We start from the raw sequence: 17,907 nt of genomic DNA, 5'->3' as shown, positions 1-17,907 counted from the left end.
CGGTTGACCCAAGGTCTAGCGGCGCCCACAGAGCCCTGTCAATTGGTTGTCCGGACATTCGGACCAGGCCTTGACACCTCTCCCCGACGGACCTGAAGCTGACGCCCATGACGTCGTTGTCACCTCAGTCATCGCCTCAGTCCTCACTGTCGCGCATCCGCATCGGCTCGGCCCCCGACTCGTGGGGCGTGTGGTTCCCCGACGACCCCCAACAGGTCCCCTGGCAGCGGTTCCTCGACGAGGTCGCCGAGTCCGGTTACGAGTGGATCGAGCTGGGCCCGTACGGCTATCTGCCGAGCGAGCCGGCCGTCCTCGCGGACGAGACCGCGCGCCGCAACCTGCGGGTGTCGGCCGGCACGGTCTTCACCGGGCTGCACCGCGGCCCGGACGTGTGGGACGCCACGTGGGCCCATGTCTCGGACATCGCCGCGCTCACCCAGGCGATGGGCGCCGAGCACCTGGTCGTCATCCCGTCCTTCTGGCGGGACGACAAGACGGGCGAGGTCCTGGAGCCCGACACGCTCACCCCCGAGCAGTGGCGCCATCTCACCACCCAGACCGAGCGGCTGGGGCACGAGGTGCGCGAGCGGTACGGGCTGAAAATCGTCGTCCACCCGCACGCGGACACGCACATCGACAGCGAGGAGAACGTGGCGCGCTTCCTCGACGGCACGGACTCGTCGCTGGTGTCGCTGTGCCTGGACACCGGGCACTACGCCTACTGCGGCGGCGACAGCGTCAAGCTCATCGAGACGTACGGGGAGCGGATCGGGTACCTCCACCTCAAGCAGGTGGATCCCGAGATCCTCGCCGACGTGCGGGCCAACGAGGTTCCGTTCGGGCCGGCCGTGGCGCGTGGCGTGATGTGCGAACCGCCGTCCGGGGTGCCGGCGCTGGAGCCGGTGCTGGCTGCCGCGCAGAAGCTGGACGTGGAGCTGTTCGCGATCGTCGAGCAGGACATGTACCCGTGCGAGCCGGACAAGCCGTTGCCCATCGCTCAGCGCACTCGGGCGTTTTTGAGGTCCTGCGGGGCGTGACGGCTCCGCCGGGGGCGCGTTCTCGGCTGCGGGCCGGTGGGGGCTCGTCGCGCAGTTCCCCGCGCCCCTGTCGGGGCGCGCCCTCTGGTGCGTAGTGCATCACCCGTGTCACAAAAGACCCCTTCCTGTCACACATGTCGCGTGTACGCGGGTCTTGCGTCACACCCGGGCGACAGGCGCTACCGGCTGGTCACGCTGTGTCGTTGAGCGGGCACAGGCTTTGTGATCGCCAGCGCAGTGCCCGGCTCCCCCGACGGCCGCCCCTCGGCCGCCGCTGCGGCGCGCGCAGGGAGGTGCAACTCATGACCGACCGAAGGCTCTGGTCGTACAAGGAGATCGCGGCGCACATCAAGGTGCAGCCCGACACCGTGCGGTCCTACCGCAAGCACGGGCTGCTGCCCCCGCCCGACCACGTGGAGAGCGGCAAGCCCTACTGGTACGCCGACACGGTCCGCGCCTGGGTCGCCTCGCGGCCCGGCAACAGAGGCCGCAGAGACGGCTGATCACCTCCCGGCACGACAACGCACGACAACCGGACCCCCGCACGACAGGCGTGCGGGGGTCCCCTCATGTCGGCCCGGGGAGCGTGCGGCTCACGCCCACGGCTCGATGATCGTCACGCCCGCCCCCGGGGCCGCCCCCATCGCCTCCAGCGCGGCGGGTGCCTCGGCCAGGGGGATCGTGGACGTCACCAGGAGGTCGGGGCGCAGCGCCCCGGCCCGTACGGACTCCAGCATCGGCGGGTAGGCGTGGGCGGGCATGCCGTGGCTGCCGAGGAGTTCGAGTTCCAGGCCGATCACCCGGGACATCGGCAGCGTCGGGTCCTGGGGCAGCAGGCCGACCTGGACGTGCCTGCCCCGGCGGCGCAGGCTGCCGACCGACGCAGCGCAGGTGGCCGGTGAGCCGAGGGCGTCGAGGGACAGGTGGGCGCCGCCGCCGGTCAGTTCACGTACGGCCTCCGCCGTCTCCTCGGGCCGGGCGTCGCGGGACGCCGCCACACACTCCGCCGCCCCGAACTGCCGTGCCAGCTCCAGCGCCCGGGGCGAGAGGTCGACCGCGACGACCCGGGCGCCGGCCGCCGCCGCGATCATCACGGCGGAGAGCCCCACACCGCCGCAGCCGTACACGGCCACCCACTCCCCCGGTGCCACCCGTCCCTGCGCGACGACCGCGCGGAACGCCGTGGCGAACCGGCAGCCCAGCGAGGCCGCCGTCCCGAAGGACAGCTCGTCCGCGACGGCGACGAGGTTCACGTCGGCGTGGTCCAGGGCCACGAACTCGGCGAACGACCCCCAGTGCGTGAACCCCGGCTGGGTCTGCCGTTCGCACACCTGCTGGTCGCCCGCCGCGCAGGAGGGGCAGCTGCCGCAGGCGCAGACGAACGGCACGGTGACGCGGTCGCCGGGGCGCCAGCCGGTTACGAGGCCACCCACCGCCTCGACGGTTCCGGCGAGTTCGTGGCCTGGCACGTGCGGCAGCGCGATGTCCGGGTCGTGGCCCTGCCAGCCGTGCCAGTCGCTTCGGCAGAGGCCGGTGGCCTCGACGCGCACCACTACGCCGTGCGGCGCCGGTGCCGGGTCCGGCACGGTTCGCAGTTCGGCCGGCTTGCCGTATTGCTCGAACACCACTGCGCGCATGTGTTGCCCCTCCGACGTGGATCACCTTTCCGACCGAACGCTAGACGCCCCGCGGGGTGCACGGTTTTCGTCTGCGGGCCCGGTGGGGGCTTGTCGCGCAGTTCCCCGCGCCCCTGAAGGGCGCGGGCCCGCATATGCCAGAACGGCGCATAACAACCACTTGCCATAAAGTGCGGACAAATCTTCCGCGTCGCAGTTTCGAGTTCGAGGGATCCGTCGTGACCCAGCCCCCGCCGCCCGGCACACCCCGAGCGCGCATCCCCGGCCCTCAGCAGCCCCCTCCCTCCTGTCCACGGCCCCGCACCGGACTGTGGCGGCGGTGTCTGTGGGGCGGGCTCGCGCTCTGGGCGCTCAGCGGGCTCGTCACGTACGCGACCGGGAACACCACCCTGCTGCCGACGCTGATCCTGCTCGGCAGCTTCCTCGCCCCGGTCGTCTTCGTGCTGTGGGCGTACGAGCACCACGGCCGCGACCTGGGCGTGAACGTGATCCTCGGCTGTTTCCTGACCGGTGGCGTACTGGGCGTGCTCGGCGCCTCGGTGATGGAGTACTACCTGCTCCGGCCGTCGCTGTGGATGTTCCTCGGGGTCGGGCTCATCGAGGAGGCGGTGAAGGCGGCCGCGCTGATGTTCGCGCTGCGCCGGCAGACCCGTATCCGCGGAGTGCGCGCCGGACTCGTGCTCGGGGCGTCGGTCGGTTTCGGGTTCGCGGCGCTGGAGAGCGCGGGGTACGCGTTCAACGCGGCCGTCTCGACCGAGGGCATCGATCTGCGGGCGCTGCTGGAGACCGAGATCCTGCGTGGCGTGCTCGCCCCCTTCGGGCACGGGCTGTGGACGGCGATCACGGGCGCGGTCCTGCTCGCCCACCGCCGCCCGACCGGGCACTTCGCGTTCACCGCCCCGGTCGTCGGCACGTACGTGGGCGTCGCGCTTCTGCACGCCCTGTGGGACTCGACACACGGCATCGCGCTCTGGCTGGTGGCGCGGCTGACGGATGCGGGGCTGAACACGACACTCTTCGGGCCGGGTTACCTGCCGGCCGTGACGGACCAGCAGAAACATCTCTTCACGCTGTTCTCGGTCGGTGGCATGGTCGCCGTGTCGTTGATGGGCATCGCCTGGGTGCGTGCGCTGACACGTCGCGACCCCTCTTGGCGAAATACCCCCTAGGGGTACAGTGTGGTTAGTGTGAGGCCCTCGTGGGCCACGCACGCCCCACACGTCTCGACGAGGAGCAACGACATGACCGCCCAGACCGACACCCCGGGCTCCCTCACCACCGTCTACCAGGTGAGCGGGATGAGCTGCGGACACTGCGAAGGCTCGGTGTCGAGCGAGATCTCCGAGATCGCCGGTGTCACCTCGGTGAAGGCCGTCGCCTCCACCGGCGAGGTGACCGTGGTCTCCGCCGCCCCGCTCGACGAGGAGGCCGTGCGCGCCGCCGTCGACGAGGCCGGCTTCGAGCTCGTCGCCAAGGCCTGACACCGGCGGAACCCGGAGCACGGAGATGACCAGCACCACCGCAGCGACCCCGATAGGCGGGACCGCGGAGATCGAGCTGACGATCGGCGGGATGACCTGCGCCTCCTGCGCGGCCCGCGTCGAGAAGAAGCTCAACCGCATGGACGGGGTCACCGCCACGGTCAACTACGCGACGGAGAAGGCGAAGGTCTCGTACGCGCAGGGGGTGCTGGTCACCGATCTGATCGCCACGGTGGTGAAGACGGGGTACACGGCCGAGGAGCCTCCCCCGCCGAGGATCGAGCCGCCGGAGGCCGACGCCGAACCAGCGGTCGAGCGGGACCCCGAGCTGTCCTCCCTCCGCGAGCGTCTCACCGTCTCCGTCCTCCTCTCCGTCCCCGTCGTCCTGCTGTCGATGCTCCCGGCGCTGCAGTTCGACAACTGGCAGTGGCTGGCGCTCACCCTCGCCGCGCCCGTCGTCGTGTGGGGCGGACTGCCGTTCCACCGGGCGGCGTTCACGAACGCCCGGCACGGCGCGGCCACCATGGACACCCTCATCTCGATCGGCACGCTGGCCGCGTTCGGCTGGTCCCTGTGGGCGCTGTTCCTCGGCGACGCGGGGATGGAGGGCATGCGGGACGAGGGTTTCTCGCTCACCGTCTCCCGTACGGAGGGCTCGTCGGCCATCTATCTCGAGGTCGCCGCCGGTGTGGTCGCCCTCATCCTCCTCGGCCGCTATCTGGAGGCCCGCTCCAAGCGCCGCGCGGGTGCCGCCCTGCGGGCCCTCATGGAGCTGGGCTCGAAGGACGTCTCGGTCGTACGGAACGGCCGTGAGGTCCGCGTCCCGGTGACCGCTCTGGCCGTGGGCGACCGTTTCGTCGTACGGCCCGGGGAGAAGGTCGCCACGGACGGCACGGTCGTCGAGGGTTCCTCGGCGGTCGACGCGTCCATGCTGACCGGCGAGTCGGTGCCGGTGGACGTGACGGTGGGCTCGGCCGTCACGGGCGCGACCGTGAACGCGGGCGGGCGGCTCGTCGTCGAGGCGACCCGGGTCGGCGCGGACACCCAGCTCGCGCGGATGGCACGGCTCGTGGAGGACGCGCAGAACGGCAAGGCCCAGGTGCAGCGCCTCGCCGACCGGGTCTCCGGCGTCTTCGTACCCGTCGTGCTGCTGATCGCGGTCGGCACGTTCGGGGGCTGGCTCGGGGTCACCGGTGACACGGCCGCCGCGTTCACGGCGGCCGTCGCCGTGCTGATCATCGCCTGCCCGTGCGCGCTGGGCCTCGCCACCCCGACCGCCCTCATGGTCGGCACGGGCCGCGGCGCCCAGCTCGGCATCCTCATCAAGGGCCCCGAGGTCCTGGAGTCCACCCGCCGCGTCGACACGGTCGTCCTGGACAAGACCGGCACGGTCACCACCGGCCGCATGACCCTCCAGGAGGTGTACGCGGCCGACGGCACCGACGAGGAGCGCGTACTGCGGCTCGCGGGGGCCCTGGAGCACGCCTCCGAGCATCCGGTGGCCCGGGCGGTCGCCGAGGGCGCACAGACCCGTACAGGCCCCCTGGCGGCCGTGGGCGGCTTCGAGAACGTGGCCGGGCTCGGTGTGCGCGGCACGGTCGAGGGCCACGAGGTCCTCGTCGGGCGGGCCCGCCTCCTCGAAGAGGCCGGGATCGCGCTGCCGGACGGACTGGTCGCGTTCAAGACTCGGGCCGAGGAGGACGGGCGCACCGCGGTGGCCGTCGCCTGGGACGGCGCGGCACGCGGTGTCGTCACCGTCGCCGACGCGGTCAAGGAGACCAGCGCGGAGGCGGTACGCGCCCTGCGCGCCCTGGGGCTGCGGCCGGTGCTGCTGACCGGGGACAACCGGACCGTCGCCGAGTCCGTGGCCCGCGCGGTCGGCATCGACGCCGCCGACGTCATCGCCGAGGTGCTGCCGCGGGACAAGGTCAACGTGATCGAGCGGCTGCGCGGCGAGGGGCGGACCGTGGCGATGGTCGGCGACGGCGTCAACGACGCGGCCGCGCTCGCCACCGCCGACCTGGGCCTCGCCATGGGCACCGGGACGGACGCGGCGATCGAGGCGAGCGACCTGACACTCGTACGGGGGGATCTGCGGGTGGCCGCGGACGCCATCCGGCTGTCGCGGAAGACGCTCTCCACGATCAGGGGAAACCTCGTCTGGGCCTTCGGTTACAACGTGGCGGCGCTGCCGCTCGCGGCGGCCGGACTGCTGAACCCGATGATCGCGGGCGCGGCCATGGCCTTCTCCTCGGTGTTCGTGGTGACGAACAGCCTGCGGCTCAGGGCATTTTCATGACGAAGAGGTAAGAGTCCCCCTAGAGTCCGGCACACGCCTTCACATAAGCTCTTCACAAGGCTCGCGCATCATCCTTACGCTTGGGTTCCGGTAGCGATATCGGATCTCTTGCGCATCTTCAGGACATACGCAAGAGACGCAGATCACAGTGATGTGAACGTAACCATCGAAGGGGTTCGTGAGTCTAGATTGACGATGTCAGAGACGTCTTGGGGGGCGTATCTGGCATCTGGGGACGTCTTGGGGGACGTTCTCGGAATTGCGTTGCCGGGGCACGTACAGCGGGGAGCTTTGAGCGGCCCTCCCGTACGTACGGGTCCCGGCAGACCGCAGCACACCAGTCCAACCAGTTTTGCTCGTTTTGCTCGCAGCGACTCAGGCGCTGCCTTCAGACGCCCGGCCGGATCCCGTGGGGGGAATCCGCACCGGGACATGGGAAGGCGCCCCGATCTACGGCCCGTGGGGGGACCGTAGCGGGGCGCCTTCTGTTATCCGTACGACTTGCTTGTGCAACTGAAGAGGGGGCGTCCCTGGTCAGGGACGCCCCCTCTTCAGTTCAAGGGTGCGGGGAACTGCGCGAACAGCCCTCGCGGACCTGCGGACGAACGAGCTGCCTAGCGCTCTTCGACCGGAACGAAGTCCCGCTCGACCACACCCGTGTAGATCTGCCGCGGGCGGCCGATGCGCGAACCCGGCTCCTTGATCATCTCGTGCCACTGGGCGATCCAGCCCGGGAGACGGCCGAGCGCGAACAGGACCGTGAACATCTCGGTCGGGAAGCCCATGGCCCGGTAGATCAGGCCGGTGTAGAAGTCCACGTTCGGGTAGAGGTTGCGCGAGACGAAGTACTCGTCGGAGAGCGCGTGCTCCTCCAGCTTGAGCGCGATGTCCAGCAACTCGTCGGACTTGCCGAGGGCCGAGAGGACGTCGTGCGCCGCCGCCTTGATGATCTTGGCGCGCGGGTCGAAGGACTTGTACACCCGGTGGCCGAAGCCCATCAGGCGGACGCCGTCCTCCTTGTTCTTCACCTTGCGGATGAAGGAGTCGACGTCGCCGCCGTTGGCCTTGATGCCTTCCAGCATCTCCAGGACCGACTGGTTGGCGCCGCCGTGCAGCGGGCCCCAGAGCGCGCTGATGCCGGCGGAGATCGAGGCGAACATGTTCGCCTGCGACGAGCCCACCAGACGGACGGTGGAGGTCGAACAGTTCTGCTCGTGGTCCGCGTGCAGGATGAGCAGCTTGTCGAGCGCGGAGACGACGACCGGGTCCAGCTCGTACTCCTGGGCGGGGACCGAGAAGGTCATGCGCAGGAAGTTCTCGACGTACCCGAGGTCGTTGCGCGGGTAGACGAAGGGGTGACCGATGGACTTCTTGTACGCGTACGCCGCGATCGTCGGAAGCTTGGCGAGAAGGCGGATCGTCGAGAGGTGACGCTGCTTCTCGTCGAACGGGTTGTGGCTGTCCTGGTAGAACGTCGACAGTGCGCTGACCACGGAGGACAGCATCGCCATCGGGTGGGCGTCGCGGGGGAAGCCCTGGTAGAAGCGCTTGACGTCCTCGTGCAGCAGGGTGTGCTGCGTGATCTCGTTCTTGAAGACGGAGAGCTCGTCGACCGTGGGCAGCTCGCCGTTGATCAGCAGGGAGGCCACCTCAAGGAAGGTGGAGCGCTCGGCCAGCTGTTCGATCGGGTAGCCGCGGTAGCGGAGGATGCCCTGCTCACCGTCGAGGTAGGTGATGGCGGATTTATAGGCGGCGGTGTTTCCATATCCGCTGTCCAGCGTCACCAGACCGGTCTGGGCGCGGAGCTTCCCGATGTCGAAGCCCTTGTCGCCGACGGTGCTGTCGATCACCGGGTAGGTGTACTCGCCGTCGCCGTACCGCAGTACTACAGAGTTGTCGCTCACGTCATCCCTCACCGACGTTGTGCCTCTTCTTCGAGGTGCCCTGACTGTCTCTACCATCCCCCATTTGGCGCAGGAGAGTGCACTCGGGGTCGACCATTGGGCCTATTGGCGGCACTCAGTGCCGCCAACCTGTTCATCCTGCCCGGTTCCTCCTTCTTCCGAAAGTGCCGTGTGAGGTTTCCGACTCGTTTGATCGATCATTTTTTGCCTGCGGGTTGGGTGGGGCTGGTCGCGCCGTTCCTCGCGCCCCTAAAAGATGCGCCTGCCGTGTGGTGTCGGGTCGGGGCCGCGACGGGGCATCCGATCGCAGCTGTGTCATCCCGGGCCCTATTGGGTGCCCTCGGGAGGTCGTGCTGCGATCGGAAACCCCGACACGACCCCTCGCGGAGGAGAGCGGCTGCCGCCCGGTGGGGCACCTGGAGAGAGGGCTCACGCCCCTCGTCCTTCAGGGCGCGGGGAACTGCGCGATCAGCCACGACGCACCCGCACGTACGCATCAACCTCAGGCACGCTCATCAGGGGCGCGGGGAACGGCGCAATCTTTTGGCTTTTTTTGGGGGCGCGGGGAACTGCGCGGTCGGCCCCCGTCGGGGTGACGGGTGAGGTCAGTCCGGGAGGCGGGCTCCGGAGAGGCGGTGGTCCAGGGCTGTGCAGCGGCGGCCGGCGGAGACCGTGCGGACGGCCTGGCCGAGGGCCTTGCGGGAGCCGACTAGGACAACCAGTTGCTTGGCACGGGTGACGGCCGTATACAGAAGGTTCCGCTGGAGCATCATCCAGGCGCCCGTGGTGACGGGGATGACGACGGCGGGGTACTCACTGCCCTGGGAGCGGTGGATCGTCACCGCGTACGCGTGGGCCAGCTCGTCGAGTTCGTCGAACTCGTACGGGACCTCCTCGTCCTCGTCCGTCAGAACGGTGAGGCGCTGGTCGTCGAGGTTGAGGGAAGTCACCACCCCCACCGTGCCGTTGAAGACGCCGTTCTCGCCCTTGTCGTAGTTGTTGCGGATCTGGGTGACCTTGTCGCCGACGCGGAAGACGCGGCCACCGAACCGCTTCTCGGGGAGGTCGGGGCGGGCCGGCGTGATGGCCTGCTGGAGCAGGCCGTTGAGCGTGCCGGCACCTGCGGGGCCGCGGTGCATGGGGGCCAGGACCTGGACGTCACGCCGGGGGTCCAGACCGAACTTGGCCGGAATGCGCCGTGCGGCCACATCCACCGTCAACCGCCCCGCCTCCTCCGTGTCGTCCTCGACGAAGAGGAAGAAGTCCTTGAGGTTGTCGGTGATCGGATGCTGGCCCGCGTTGATCCGGTGAGCGTTCGTCACCACCCCTGATTTCTGGGCCTGCCGGAACACCCGGGTGAGACGGACCGCGGGCACCGGCCCACCCTCGGCGAGCAGGTCCCGCAGCACCTCGCCCGCTCCCACACTGGGGAGCTGGTCGACGTCTCCGACGAACAAGAGGTGCGCGCCCGGAGGCACAGCCTTCACCAGTTTGTTGGCCAGGAGGAGGTCCAGCATGGACGCCTCGTCCACGACCACCAGGTCCGCGTCCAGTGGGCGGTCCTTGTCGTAGGCCGCGTCGCCGCCCGGCTTGAGCTCCAGGAGCCGGTGCACGGTGGAGGCGTCGGCGCCGGTCAGTTCGGCAAGTCGCTTGGCGGCGCGGCCGGTCGGCGCGGCGAGGACGACCTTGGCCCGCTTCGCCTTGGCCAGCTCCACGATCGAGCGGACCGTGAAGGACTTGCCGCAGCCGGGGCCGCCCGTGAGCACGGCGACCTTCTCGGTGAGGGCGAGCCGGACCGCCGCCTCCTGCTCGGGGGCCAGCTCCACCCCCGTACGGTCCTTGAGCCAGGCAAGTGCCTTGTCCCAGGCCACGTTCCGGAAGCCCGGCATGCGGTCCTCGTCCGTACGCAGGAGGCGCAACAGCTGGGCCGAGAGGGACAGTTCGGCCCGATGGAAGGGAACCAGATAGATGGCGGTGACCGGATCGCCGCCGTCCAGGCCGGGCACCCGCTCCCGTACGACTCCCGGCTCCTCGCCCTCCTCGGTCGGAGCCGCCAGCTCCGCGAGGCACTCGATGACCAGGCCCGTGTCCACCTGGAGCAGTTTCACCGCGTCCGCGATCAGCTGCTCCTCCGGAAGGAAACAGTGCCCCTGGTCGGTGGACTGCGAAAGGGCGTACTGGAGACCGGCCTTGACCCGCTCCGGGCTGTCATGCGGGATCCCGACGGACTGGGCGATCTTGTCAGCGGTGAGGAAGCCGATGCCCCAGACGTCGGACGCGAGGCGGTACGGCTGGTTCTTGACGACCGAGATCGACGCGTCGCCGTACTTCTTGTAGATGCGGACCGCGATCGACGTCGACACCTCGACGGTCTGGAGGAAGAGCATGACCTCCTTGATCGCCTTCTGCTCCTCCCAGGCCTCGGCGATCTTCTTGGTCCGCTTGGGACCGAGCCCGGGCACCTCGATGAGCCGCTTCGGCTCCTCCTCGATGATCTGGAGGGTGTCCAGACCGAAGTGCTGCGTGATGCGGTCGGCGAAGATCGGGCCGATTCCCTTGACGAGGCCGGACCCCAGATAGCGGCGGATGCCCTGGACCGTGGCGGGCAGCACCGTCGTGTAGTTCTCGACGGTGAACTGCTTGCCGTACTGCGAGTGGGACCCCCAACGCCCCTCCATCCGCAGCGATTCCCCCACCTGGGCACCGAGCAACGCCCCCACGACCGTGAGGAGATCGCCACCGCCTCGGCCCGTGTCCACCCGGGCCACGGTGTATCCGTTCTCCTCATTGGCGTACGTGATCCGCTCCAGCACGCCTTCCAGAACCGCCAGGTTCCGCTCCCCGCTCCCCGCCCCTTGCTTGGACATGATCCGACGCTACCCCCCACCTCTGACAGCCGGCCAAAGTCCGTGCCATGTCCGGGTCCCCTGTGCATCTGCGGCCCGGTGGGGGGCCGACCGCGCAGTTCCCCGCGCCCCTAAAGGCCAAAAGATTGCGCCGTTCCCCGCGCCCCCGAAGAGCCTGGCTGAGGACCGTGCGCACCTTCCCGCCCGGTGGGGGCTGAGCGCGCAGTTCCCCGCACCCCTGAAGGGGCCCGCCCCACCCTCCGGCAGTCGCCCCTCCGGCCGAAGGGGTCGTGTCGGGGTTTCCGATCGCAGCACGACCTCCCGAGGGCGCCCAATAGAACAGGGGATGACACAGCTGCGATCGGATGCCCCGTCGCGGCCCCGACCCGACGACGAACGGCAGGCGCATCTTTTAGGGGCGCGGGGAACTGCGCGACCAGCCACACCCCACCCGCAGACAACACACAACCCCCACCCCCCACCATCACGATCCGGTCTCAGGGGCTTGTTAACTTCGATGTAATCGATTCCAATCCTCCCTGTAGGCGCATGTAATCGATTCCACAAGGAGGTGGAGCGTCGATGGCGAGCATCAAGGACGTCGCCGCCGAGGCAGGCGTATCCGTCGCCACGGTCTCGCGCGTCCTGAACGACCACCCCTCCGTCAGCCCAGCGGCACGCGCAACCGTGCTGGCCGCAGTCGAGACGCTGGGCTACCGCCCGAACGCCGTCGCCCGCTCCCTGCGCACCGACCAGACCCGCACCCTCGGCCTGGTCATCAGCGACGTACTCAACCCGTACTTCACCGAACTGGCCCGCTCCGTCGAGGAAGAGGCCCGCGCCCTCGGCTACAGCGTGATCATCGGAAACGCCGACGAGCGCCCAGAGCTGCAGGACCACCACGTCCGCACGCTCCTCGACCGCCGTATCGACGGCCTCCTGGTCTCCCCCACGGACGGCAGCTCCCCCCTGATGCTGGACACCGCGCGCGCGGGCACCCCGATGGTCTTCGTGGACCGCTGGATCCCGGGCATGGACGTACCCGTGGTCCGGGCGGACGGACGCACCGCCATCCACAACCTGGTCACCCACCTGCACACCCTCGGCCACCGCAGGCTCGCCATCATCGCGGGCCCGGCGGCCACCACCACCGGCAGCGAGCGCGTGGCGGCCTTCCGGGAGGCCCTCCAGGAGTACGGGCTCCCGCTGCCCGACGCCTACATAGGGCAGGGCGACTTCCAGGCGGCCAGCGGTCGCCGGGTCACCGAGGAGTTCCTCGACCTCCCCGAACCCCCCGAGGTCGTCTTCGCGGCCGACAACCTGATGGCCCTGGGCGCCCTGGACGCCATCCGCGCGCGCGGGTTGCGGGTTCCCGACGACATCGCGCTCGCGGCGTTCGACGACATCGCCTGGTTCGTGCACACCGATCCACCGATCACCGCGATCGCCCAGCCCACCCCCGAGCTGGGCCGCGCCGCCGTACGCGCACTCGTCGACCGCATCGAGGGCCGGCCCCCGCAGTCCGTCACCCTCCCCGCCCGTCTCGTCGTCCGCCAATCGTGCGGCGAGCCCGTACCCCCACAACCGTCCCCGCCCCCGCACTCGTCCCCGCAAAGGAGCAACACGTGAGCAGTCCCGACGAGTTGCTGCGTATCGAAGGCATACGCAAGACCTTCCCCGGTGTGGTCGCGCTCGACAGCGTCGACTTCGATCTGCGCCGCGGCGAGGTGCACGTGCTGCTCGGTGAGAACGGCGCCGGCAAGAGCACGCTCATCAAGATGCTGTCCGGCGCCTACCGGCCCGACGCCGGGAAGATCGTGGTCGACGGCAAGAAGGTCCGTATCCATGGTGCGCAGGACGCCGAGCGCCTCGGGATCGCGACCATCTACCAGGAGTTCAACCTGGTCCCCGATCTGACGGTCGCCGAGAACATCTTCCTGGGACGGCAGCCCCGCCGTTTCGGGATGATCGACCGGAAGACGATGGAGGCCGACGCCGCCGTACTCCTGGAGCGGGTCGGGGTGAACGTGTCCCCACGCGCGCGGGTGCGTGAACTCGGTATCGCGCGTCTCCAGATGGTCGAGATCGCCAAGGCGCTGAGCCTGGACGCACGCGTCCTGATCATGGACGAGCCGACCGCGGTGCTCACCTCCGGAGAGGTCGAGAAACTCTTCCGGATCGTGCGGCAGCTGCGCGAGGACGGCGTGGGCGTCGTCTTCATCACGCACCACCTGGAGGAAATCGCCGCCCTGGGGGACCGCGTCACGGTCCTCCGGGACGGCCGGAGCATCGGCCAGGTCCCCGCGTCCACACCCGAGGACGAGCTCGTGCGCCTCATGGTGGGCCGTTCCATCGAGCTCCAGTATCCGCGCGAACGGGCCGACGCCGGGACCGCGTTGCTCACCGTGGAGGGGCTCACCCGGGACGGCGTGTTCCATGACGTGAGCTTCGACGTCCGCGCCGGCGAGGTCGTCGGTATCGCGGGGCTCGTCGGAGCGGGACGTACCGAGGTCGTACGGGCCGTCTTCGGCGCCGATCCGTACGACAAGGGGTCCGTGGCCGTCGCGGGCGCCCGGCTGCCCCGCCACGACGTCAACGCGGCCATGACCGCCGGGATCGGGCTCGTCCCCGAGGACCGCAAGGGCCAGGGTCTCCTGCTCGACGCCTCCGTCGAGGAGAACCTCGGGCTCGTCACCCTGCGGGCGGCGACCCGCGGCGGGCTCGTCGACCTCAAGGGGCAGCGGACGGCCGCCGCGAGGATCGCCGAGCAGCTCGGCGTACGGATGGCCGGGCTCGGCCAGCACGTGCGCACGCTCTCCGGTGGCAACCAGCAGAAGGTCGTCATCGGCAAGTGGCTGCTCGCCGACACCAAGGTGCTGATCCTCGACGAGCCGACGCGCGGTATCGACGTCGGCGCCAAGGTCGAGATCTACCAGCTGATCAACGAACTCACCGCCGCCGGCCACGCCGTGCTGATGATCTCCAGCGATCTGCCCGAGGTGCTCGGCATGAGCGACCGGGTGCTGGTGATGGCCCAGGGCCGGATCGCCGGTGAACTCTCCGCCGACGAGGCGACCCAGGACTCCGTGATGGCACTCGCCGTCAGCACACCCAACGCATCACCGACAACCACAACCTCAACCACCGACTCTGCTACCTCCGGGGAGGGCTCCCGTGGCCACTGACACGCTCAAGAGCACACCGGGCGCGAGTGGCGCCTCGGGCGGCCTGCGCCGGCTCCTGCTCGACAACGGCGCGCTCACCGCGCTGATCATTCTCGTCATCGCGATGTCGGCCCTGTCGGGCGACTTCCTGACGACGGACAACCTGCTGAACATCGGCGTCCAGGCGGCCGTGACCGCCATCCTCGCCTTCGGTGTGACCTTCGTGATCGTCTCGGCGGGCATCGACCTGTCGGTCGGTTCGGTCGCCGCGCTGTCCGCCACCGTCCTTGCCTGGACGGCGACTTCGGAGGGCGTACCGGTCTGGATCGCGGTGATCCTCGCGATCGCCACCGGCATAGCCTGCGGCCTGGTCAACGGTGTGCTGATCTCGTACGGAAAGCTGCCGCCGTTCATCGCGACGCTCGCCATGCTGTCGGTGGGCCGCGGTCTCTCCCTGGTGATCTCGCAGGGCAGCCCGATCGCGTTCCCGGAGTCGGTCTCGCATCTCGGTGACACGCTGGGCGGCTGGCTGCCGGTGCCGGTCCTCGTGATGATCGTCATGGGGCTGATCACGGCCCTGATCCTGGGGCGTACGTACATCGGGCGTTCCATGTACGCGATCGGCGGCAACGAGGAGGCGGCCCGTCTGTCCGGGCTGCGGGTGAAGCGGCAGAAGCTCGTCATCTACGCGCTGTCCGGTCTCTTCGCGGCCGCCGCGGGCATCGTGCTCGCCTCGCGCCTCTCCTCCGCACAGCCGCAGGCCGCGCAGGGCTACGAGCTGGACGCGATCGCCGCGGTCGTCATCGGTGGCGCCTCGCTCGCGGGCGGTACGGGCAAGGCGTCCGGGACGCTGATCGGCGCGCTGATCCTGGCGGTGCTGCGCAACGGCCTCAACCTCCTTTCCGTGTCGGCGTTCTGGCAGCAGGTCGTCATCGGTGTGGTCATCGCGCTGGCGGTGCTCCTCGACACCGTGCGGCGCAAGGCGGGGGCGACTCCGGTCACCGCAGGCGCCGGGGGCTCCTCGGGCCTCAAGGGGCCGCAGGCCATCAAGTACGGGCTCGCCGTGGTCCTCGTGGCGGCGATCGTGGGCGGGCTGTCCCTGTTCAACAACGGCTCGTCCTCGTCGAACCCGAAGGTCGGCCTGTCCCTCTCCACGCTGAACAACCCCTTCTTCGTACAGATCAAGGAGGGTGCGCAGGCGGAGGCGAAGAAGCTCGGTGCCGATCTGACCGTCACGGACGCGCAGAACGACGCCTCGCAGCAGGCCAACCAGCTGCAGAACTTCACCAGCGAGGGCGTCGACTCGATCATCGTCAACCCGGTGGACTCGGACGCGGCGGGCCCGTCGGTGCGCTCCGCGAACAAGGCCGACATCCCCGTCGTCGGCGTCGACCGTGGCGTCAACAAGGCGGAGACGGCCGCGCTCGTGGCCTCCGACAACGTCGAGGGCGGCAAGCTGGGCGCCAAGGCGCTCGCCGAGAAGCTGGGCGGCAAGGGCAGGATCGTGATCCTTCAGGGTCTGGCCGGTACGTCCGCGAGCCGTGAGCGCGGCGCGGGCTTCGCCGAGGGTCTGAAGGCCTACCCGGGCATCGACGTCGTGGCCAAGCAGCCGGCCGACTTCGACCGCACCAAGGGCCTCGACGTGATGACGAACCTGCTCCAGGCCCACCCGGACGTCCAGGGTGTCTTCGCCGAGAACGACGAGATGGCGCTCGGCGCGGTCAAGGCGCTCGGCTCCAAGGCCGGGAAGTCCGTCCAGGTCATCGGCTTCGACGGCACGCCCGACGGTCTGAAGGCTGTCAAGGAGGGCACGATGTACGCCTCCGTGGCACAGCAGCCGAAGGAACTCGGCAGGATCGCGGTGGAGAACGCGCTGCGGGCGGCCGACGACAAGGAGGTCGAGAAGACGGTGAAGGTTCCGGTGAAGGTGGTCACGGCGAAGAACGTGGACGAGTTCACCGGCTGACCCGACCGATGTCGAGGGGCGGGTGCACGGCGGCTGCCGTCCACCCGCCCTCAACTCACCCCCACAGGGAGACTGTTCATGTACGACTACGACCTGCTGGTCGTGGGATCGGCCAACGCCGACCTCGTCATCGGAGTCGAGCGGCGGCCGGGCGCCGGGGAGACCGTCCTCGGTTCCGACCTGGCCCTCCACCCGGGCGGCAAGGGCGCCAACCAGGCGGTCGCCGCCGCCCGGCTCGGGGCGCGTACGGGGTTGCTGGCCCGGGTCGGCGACGACGCGCACGGCCGGCTGCTGCTCGACTCGCAGCGGGCGGCCGGGGTCGACACGGCCGGGGTCCTCGTCGGCGGGGCGCCCACCGGGGTCGCGCTGATCACGGTGGACCCGTCCGGCGACAACAGCATCGTCGTGTCGCCCGGCGCGAACGGCCGTCTCACCCCGGCGGACGTCCACGCGGCCTCGGCCCTGCTCGCGGCCTCCCGGGTGGTCTCGGCCCAGCTGGAGATCCCGCTGGAGACGGTCGTGGAGGTCGTACGGAGTCTGCCGTCCGGCACCCGTTTCGTACTGAACCCGTCTCCGCCCCGGGAGTTGCCCGAGGAGGTGCTCGCGGCCTGCGACCCGCTGATCGTGAACGAGCACGAGGCGCGGGTGGTGCTCGGCGCCGACGTGGGCGACACGCCCGAGCAGTGGGCCCAGGCGCTCCTCGCACTCGGTCCGCGCTCGGTGGTGGTCACCCTGGGCGAGGAGGGCGCGCTGGTCGCCGACTCCTTGGGCACGGCCCGGGTGCCGTCTGTGAAGGTGAACGCCGTGGACACGACCGGCGCGGGCGACTCCTTCACCGCGGCGCTGGCCTGGCGCCTCGGCGCCGGGGAGTCCCTCGCGGACTCGGCGGCGTACGCGGCCCGCGTGGGCGCCGTCGCCGTCACCCGCGAGGGCGCGCAGGCGTCCTTCCCCACCGCCGAAGAGGTCGCTGCCCTGTGAAGAAGGCCGGAATCCTGAACCGTCATCTCGCGGGGGCGATAGCCGAGCTTGGGCACGGCGACGGCGTGCTGATCTGCGACGCGGGCATGCCCATCCCGGCCGGGCCGCGGGTCGTGGACCTCGCCTTCCGCGCGGGCGTCCCGTCCTTCGAGGAGGTCCTTGAGGGCCTGCTGGAGGAGCTGGTCGTGGAGAGTGCCACGGCGGCGAAGGAGGTACGGGAGGCGAACCCGGAGGCGTCCGCGCTGCTCGCCGACCGCTTCCCCTACGCGCTGACCCATGTCTCCCACGAGGACCTGAAGATCCTCTCGGCCGGCGCCCGCCTGATCGTGCGGACCGGTGAGGCCCGCCCGTACGCGAATGTGCTGCTGCACTGCGGGGTCTTCTTCTGAGCCCCGGTGAGCCCTGGGCATGAGTGCCCGGACAAGCTTCGAGGGGCCCGGTCCGTCGACCGGGCCCCTCGGTTTCCCCTCCCCCAACCAGAACCCCCGCGATCCCCCCGGATCCCCCTCCAGAAGTCCTGATGCCAAGTACGACCCACGGAGTGCGGGGAGGGTTGCACGGTCTCTTGAGATTTTTTTGAGGTTCGATTCGACGT

Annotated in this window: 13 protein-coding genes; 10 read left to right on the top strand and 3 right to left on the bottom strand. The window is 69.9% G+C overall.

What is annotated here, in order from left to right:
- Nucleotides 1–107: 107 nt before the first annotated feature.
- Together JEQ17_RS30030 and JEQ17_RS30025 are read left to right on the top strand one after the other, a co-directional pair.
- On the top strand, nucleotides 108–1,037 hold the full coding sequence (locus JEQ17_RS30030; RefSeq protein ID WP_200398064.1) for a sugar phosphate isomerase/epimerase family protein: 930 nt from the start codon (nucleotides 108–110) through the stop codon (nucleotides 1,035–1,037).
- 302 nt (nucleotides 1,038–1,339) lie between these two features.
- On the top strand, nucleotides 1,340–1,540 hold the full coding sequence (locus tag JEQ17_RS30025) for a helix-turn-helix transcriptional regulator (protein WP_055615575.1): 201 nt from the start codon (nucleotides 1,340–1,342) through the stop codon (nucleotides 1,538–1,540).
- A gap of 90 nt (nucleotides 1,541–1,630) precedes the next feature.
- On the opposite strand, the gene JEQ17_RS30020 is transcribed toward JEQ17_RS30025, so the two are convergent.
- Nucleotides 1,631–2,674 (bottom strand): zinc-dependent alcohol dehydrogenase family protein, encoded by a 1,044-nt coding sequence (locus JEQ17_RS30020; RefSeq protein WP_200398063.1) that lies wholly within the window; start codon nucleotides 2,672–2,674, stop codon nucleotides 1,631–1,633.
- A gap of 218 nt (nucleotides 2,675–2,892) precedes the next feature.
- Between JEQ17_RS30020 and JEQ17_RS30015 the strand changes: the two genes are divergently transcribed.
- From JEQ17_RS30015 to JEQ17_RS30005, 3 genes are all read left to right on the top strand, one after another.
- On the top strand, nucleotides 2,893–3,843 hold the full coding sequence (locus JEQ17_RS30015; protein WP_200398062.1) for a PrsW family intramembrane metalloprotease: 951 nt from the start codon (nucleotides 2,893–2,895) through the stop codon (nucleotides 3,841–3,843).
- A 72-nt stretch (nucleotides 3,844–3,915) separates the two neighbouring features.
- Nucleotides 3,916–4,155: a heavy-metal-associated domain-containing protein gene (locus JEQ17_RS30010; RefSeq protein ID WP_200398061.1), complete on the top strand. Its 240-nt coding sequence runs from the start codon at nucleotides 3,916–3,918 to the stop codon at nucleotides 4,153–4,155.
- A 25-nt stretch (nucleotides 4,156–4,180) separates the two neighbouring features.
- Nucleotides 4,181–6,454 carry a heavy metal translocating P-type ATPase gene (locus tag JEQ17_RS30005; protein ID WP_200398060.1) on the top strand — a complete coding sequence of 758 codons (2,274 nt, stop codon included), beginning with the start codon at nucleotides 4,181–4,183 and terminating at the stop codon, nucleotides 6,452–6,454.
- A gap of 614 nt (nucleotides 6,455–7,068) precedes the next feature.
- Here the strand turns inward: JEQ17_RS30005 and JEQ17_RS30000 are convergent.
- Both JEQ17_RS30000 and recD2 read right to left on the bottom strand, forming a co-directional pair.
- Complete coding sequence (locus JEQ17_RS30000) at nucleotides 7,069–8,358, bottom strand: citrate synthase (protein ID WP_200398059.1); 1,290 nt, start codon at nucleotides 8,356–8,358, stop codon at nucleotides 7,069–7,071.
- Between the two features lie 605 nt (nucleotides 8,359–8,963).
- Nucleotides 8,964–11,225, bottom strand: coding sequence for an SF1B family DNA helicase RecD2 (gene recD2, locus JEQ17_RS29995; protein WP_200398058.1), 2,262 nt, complete (start codon nucleotides 11,223–11,225; stop codon nucleotides 8,964–8,966).
- Nucleotides 11,226–11,786: 561 nt separating this feature from the next.
- On the opposite strand from recD2, the gene JEQ17_RS29990 reads away from it, so the two are divergent.
- The 5 genes from JEQ17_RS29990 (at nucleotide 11,787) to rbsD (ending at nucleotide 17,701) form a co-directional block, all read left to right on the top strand.
- Nucleotides 11,787–12,833: a LacI family DNA-binding transcriptional regulator gene (locus JEQ17_RS29990; protein ID WP_200398057.1), complete on the top strand. Its 1,047-nt coding sequence runs from the start codon at nucleotides 11,787–11,789 to the stop codon at nucleotides 12,831–12,833.
- Nucleotides 12,830–14,389: a sugar ABC transporter ATP-binding protein gene (locus JEQ17_RS29985; protein WP_200398056.1), complete on the top strand. Its 1,560-nt coding sequence runs from the start codon at nucleotides 12,830–12,832 to the stop codon at nucleotides 14,387–14,389. Before JEQ17_RS29990 ends, JEQ17_RS29985 begins: the two co-directional genes overlap by 4 nt.
- Nucleotides 14,379–16,334 carry an ABC transporter permease/substrate-binding protein gene (locus JEQ17_RS29980; RefSeq protein WP_200398055.1) on the top strand — a complete coding sequence of 652 codons (1,956 nt, stop codon included), beginning with the start codon at nucleotides 14,379–14,381 and terminating at the stop codon, nucleotides 16,332–16,334. Before JEQ17_RS29985 ends, JEQ17_RS29980 begins: the two co-directional genes overlap by 11 nt.
- Nucleotides 16,335–16,412: 78 nt before the next feature.
- Nucleotides 16,413–17,312, top strand: a complete 900-nt coding sequence (locus tag JEQ17_RS29975) for a ribokinase (RefSeq protein WP_200398054.1) — start codon at nucleotides 16,413–16,415, stop codon at nucleotides 17,310–17,312.
- Entirely contained in the window at nucleotides 17,309–17,701 is a 393-nt protein-coding gene (rbsD, locus tag JEQ17_RS29970; RefSeq protein WP_200398053.1) for a D-ribose pyranase, read from the top strand. The genes JEQ17_RS29975 and rbsD overlap by 4 nt, the downstream gene beginning before the upstream one ends.
- Nucleotides 17,702–17,907: the final 206 nt, after the last annotated feature.

Origin of the sequence: Streptomyces liliifuscus, from assembly GCF_016598615.1 — a bacterium.
GTDB lineage: Bacteria > Actinomycetota > Actinomycetes > Streptomycetales > Streptomycetaceae > Streptomyces > Streptomyces liliifuscus.
The sequence above is the reverse complement of the archived record's forward strand: the minus strand, read 5'-3'. Positions and strand labels throughout refer to the sequence as shown.